Source organism: Halomonas sp. BM-2019 (assembly GCF_017584085.1).
The window spans coordinates 2,604,087-2,608,466 of the sequence record NZ_CP071922.1 but is presented as its reverse complement, the minus strand read 5'-3'; the positions used below and the strand labels follow the sequence as shown (position 1 = coordinate 2,608,466).

At 65.6% G+C, this 4,380-nt stretch carries 3 protein-coding genes; 1 reads left to right on the top strand and 2 read right to left on the bottom strand.

Annotated elements, in window-relative coordinates; genetic code table 11:
• Nucleotides 1–90 precede the first annotated feature (90 nt).
• Nucleotides 91–1,326 (bottom strand): type II secretion system F family protein, encoded by a 1,236-nt coding sequence (locus tag J5F18_RS13025; RefSeq protein WP_346299041.1) that lies wholly within the window; start codon nucleotides 1,324–1,326, stop codon nucleotides 91–93.
• A 323-nt stretch (nucleotides 1,327–1,649) separates the two neighbouring features.
• Nucleotides 1,650–3,434, bottom strand: coding sequence for a type IV-A pilus assembly ATPase PilB (gene pilB / locus J5F18_RS13020; protein WP_346299040.1), 1,785 nt, complete (start codon nucleotides 3,432–3,434; stop codon nucleotides 1,650–1,652).
• Nucleotides 3,435–3,816: 382 nt separating this feature from the next.
• On the opposite strand from pilB, the gene J5F18_RS13015 reads away from it, so the two are divergent.
• Nucleotides 3,817–4,317 carry a pilin gene (locus tag J5F18_RS13015; RefSeq protein WP_346299039.1) on the top strand — a complete coding sequence of 167 codons (501 nt, stop codon included), beginning with the start codon at nucleotides 3,817–3,819 and terminating at the stop codon, nucleotides 4,315–4,317.
• Nucleotides 4,318–4,380: the final 63 nt, after the last annotated feature.

Below are 4,380 nucleotides of genomic sequence, written 5' to 3'. Positions count from 1 at the left end.
TCACCAGCCCAGCTCTCACCAGCCCGTCTCCCACAATCCTGCCAGCCCCTCGTCCCTCGCCCCTCGCCCCTCGCCCCTCGCCCCTCATCCCTAAATCACACTACCCAACTCGAAGATCGGCAGGTACATGGAGATCACCAGACCGCCGACCAGCACCCCGAGCACCACGATGATAAAGGGCTCGAGCAGCGAGGTGAGGGTGTCGACCATGTTGTCGACCTCCTCCTCGTAGTAGTCGGCCACCCGGTTGAGCATGGCGTCCAGGGCGCCGGACTCCTCGCCGATGCCGACCATCTGCACCGCCAGCGCCGGGAAGCGCTCGGTCATGCGCATGGCGAAGTTGAGCTGCTGGCCGGTGGCCACGTCCTCGCGGACCTGCGCCACCGCCCGCTCGTAGACCTTGTTGCCGGTGGCGCCGGCGGCGGTGTCCAGCGCCTCCACCAGCGGCACGCCGGCGCCGAAGGTGGTGGCGAGCGTCCTCGAGTAGCGCGCCACGGCAGACTTGTCGAGGATCTCGCCGAGCACCGGCAGGCGCAGGGCCAGGGCGTGCATGCGGTAGGCGAAGGTCTCGGAGCGCTTCATGCCGTTGCGGATGAAGAAGATCAGCGCCGCCACGCCGCCCACCCCCCACCACCAGTAGGCCTGGGCGAACTCGGACATGGCGATGGTCATGCGGGTCATGGCCGGCAGCTCGGCGCCGAAGCCCTGGAACAGGCTCTCGAACTGAGGCACCACCTTGATCAGCAGCAGGGCGGTGACCCCGATGCCCACCGCGATCACCGCCGCGGGGTACCAGAGCGCCTTCTTCACGCGCCCCTTGAGCTGCTCGATCTTCTCCTTGTAGGTGGCCACCCGGTCGAGCATGCGGTCCAGGGAGCCGGACTGCTCGCCGGCCTCCACCAGGTTGGAGAAGAGGCGATCGAAGTGTTCGGGGTGGCGCTTGAGGGCATCGGAGAAGGAGGCGCCGGCGGCCACGTCGTTCATCAGCTCCTGCACCAGGGCGCTCATGGCCGGCTTCTTGAGGCTCTCCGCCACCACCTGGAAGGCCTGCAGCACCGGCACCCCGGCGCGGATCATGGTGGCCATCTGGCGGGCGAAGAGCATGATGTCGCGGGGCTTGATCTTGCCCATGCCGCCGCCTAACCCGCCCTTGCGGCGCACGTTCTTGACGATGATGTTCTGGCCGGCAAGAATCATCTCCACTTCCTTCTTCTGGGCGGCTATGATCTCGCCCCCCACCCGGCGTCCCCCCGGCCCCTTGCCGCTCCAGTTCCAACGGTAGAGCTTGACCTTCCGGTTGGGACGCAGTTTCTCTGCTGTGGCCATAGATGCTCCCTGTTCCCCTGTTTGATCAGCGCCTAGTTGCGCTTTTGGCCTGTGCCGACGACACCGCTTTTCGCCCGGCACAGCCGGCCTCCCACTTTTCTGCTCTTCGCAGACTGGCGTGAAATTGCCATGTGGGAGCTCGGGTTCCCCGAGCGAATGGCGCCGTAGGCGCCCCGGTGGAGTTGCGTATGTTGGCGGCTGCCGCCAGGGAGGCCTTCGGCCTCCATTCGCCCGGCACAGCCGGCCTCCCACTTTTCGACTGCAGACCCTCGCCCCTCGCCCCTCGCCCCTCGTTCCTTTCTCCTTGCCCCTTGCCCCTTGCCCTAATCCTTCGTCACCCGATTCACCTCCGCCAGGCTGGTGATCCCCTGCATCGCCTTGAGCAGGCCGCTGCGCCGCAGGTCCGGGTGGCCCTCCCGGCGGGCCAGCTCGTCGAAGGCCATGGAGTCACCGTTCTTCATGATCAGATGGCTCATGGCCGTGGAGATCGGCACCACCTCGTAGATACCCACCCGGCCCTTGAAGCCCTTGGTGCAGTGCTTGCAGCCCACCGGCTCGAAGATGGTGGCGGCGTGGATCTCCTCCTCGGTGAAGCCCTGCTGGCGCAGCACCTCGTGGGGGATGTCCGCCGGCTGCCTGCAGTGCCGGCAGAGCTTGCGGGCCAGGCGCTGGGCGATGATCAGGCTCACGGAGCTGGCGATATTGAAGGGCGCCAGGCCCATGTTGGCCAGGCGGGTCAGGGTCTCCGCCGCCGAGTTGGTGTGCACCGTGGAGAGCACCAGGTGGCCGGTCTGGGAGGCCTTCACCGCGATCTCGGCGGTCTCCAGGTCGCGGATCTCGCCCACCATCACCACGTCCGGGTCCTGGCGCAGGAAGGCGCGCAGGGCGCTGGCGAAGTCCAGGCCGATCTTGGGCAGCACGTTGACCTGGTTGACCCCGGGCACCTTGATCTCCACCGGGTCCTCGGCGGTGCAGATGTTGCGTTCCACCTCGTTGAGGATATTGATGCCGGTGTAGAGGGTCACCGTCTTGCCGCTGCCGGTGGGGCCGGTGACCAGCACCATGCCCTGGGGCTGGCCCAGCACCGTCTCGTACATGGCGCGCTGGGCCGGGGTGAAGCCGAGCTGCTCGATGCCGAGCTGCGCCGAGGTGGGGTCGAGGATCCGCAGCACCATCTTCTCGCCGAACACCGTGGGCAGCGAGTTGACCCGGAAGTCGATGGAGCGGGTCCGGGAGAGCTTGAGCTTGATGGCGCCGTCCTGTGGCAGGCGCCGCTCGGAGATGTCGAGGCGCGACATCACCTTGAGGCGCGCGGCGATGCGCGTGCGCATGGCGAAGGGCGGGTGGGCCACGTCGTGGAGCATGCCGTCGATGCGAAAGCGCACCCGGTAGCTGGTCTCGTAGGGCTCGAAGTGGATGTCCGAGGCGCCGCGGTGGATGGCGTCGAGCATGATCTTGTTGACGAACTTGATGATCGGCGCGTCTTCGTTGGCCGCGCTTGCCGCCGCCTGGACGTCGACCTCGTCGCTCTCCTCGTCGGCGTAGCCCAGCTCGCCCACGGCATCGTCCACCCCCTTGAGCTCGTCGAGCATGCTCTTCTCGGTGGAGGCGAGGTAGGCCTCGAGCACCGGGCCGAGCTGGTCCACCGGGGCCAGCACGCCGTCCGGGGTGAGCCCGGTGGCGAACTGCAGCTCGTCGAGCAGCGCCAGGGTGGAGGGGTAGGGCACCGCCACGGTGAGCCGGTGGCCGTGCTGCATCAGCGGCAGCACCTTGAGCCGGCGCAGGATCTTCTCGGGGAAGGCGTCTGCCCTGGGCAGTGTCTCCGGGCGGATGGCGTCCAGGTCGAGCATCGGCAGGCCGTACTCCCAGGCGGCGGAGAGGGTGGCCTGGCGGGCCGAGACCAGCCCGGTGTCGATCACGTGCTCGAGCAGCGAGACCTCGCCCTCGCGAGCCTCCTGCTCGGCGCGCACCGCGGCGGCCGGGGAGACGCGGCCGTCCGCCGCCAGGCGCCGGGCCAGGCCGCGCAGCGTCGCGGCGCCGTCGTGGCGGGTGCTCTGGAGCGGGGTGTCCAGGGGAGGGGCGCTCGGCGGGGTGCTGTAGTCGTTCATGGGCGCTCGCTGCGGTCGGGACGGTTGGGGCGGAACCTGGGAAGCCCCGCGTGGGCACGGTTTAACCGCGCACATGCAGCATTCTAGCCTCGGCCAGCCCCGCTCGCCCACCACCGTACCACGCCCCTTCAACCTTTCGGGGGATGAAATTCATCCTCACCTCGGCAGATCGATGACGTCTTCGACGCATTTTGTCCTTGCAAGGTGTCGGATCGTAATTTAATGTAAGCTATAAGAGGCGGTGCCGGGCAGGGCACCCCCTCGGGAGTGAAGGGGTCGGGCGGCCGCATCGGGTGGTCTCTCGCCAGGTCAAACCCGCACGGGCGGCAAGAAGAAGGCAACGGCCAGACGCGCCACGGCGGAACGAGTGAGGGGCAGGAACATGAAACAGCAAGGGCTGAAGAAGTACGTCAAGCACGGACAGGGCGGTTTCACCCTGATCGAGCTGATGATCGTAGTGGCGATTATTGGGATCCTGGCGGCGGTGGCGTTGCCGCAATATCAGAATTACAGTATTAGAGCTCAGATGTCTGAGCCGATTGCAGCTCTTAGTACATGTAGGACTGTAGTTTCAGAGGTTTATCAAACAGCTAGTTCCGCACCGGGTGAAAATAACTGGGGTTGCGAAATAGGTTCCACTGAAGGTACTCAGTACGTGGCGTCTATTACGACAGATGCTAATGGAGTTGCAACGCTGACTACTAGAGGTTTTGGTCCTGCAGGAGCTAATGGCACTATTGTGTTAACCCCATACGCAAACGCTACGACTGCTGCTACTGTTGGCGCTAATCTTGGTAGCGTTGTTTATAAATTTACATGTGCTCCAGGTGCTGGTGAAGACGGCGTGGATGGTAAATATCTTCCGGGTTCATGTAGAGGCTGATCAACAGATGGCTCATGGGGGGCAGGTCCCCATTTTCCACCTAGCCTGAAGCAGTACCCCCAG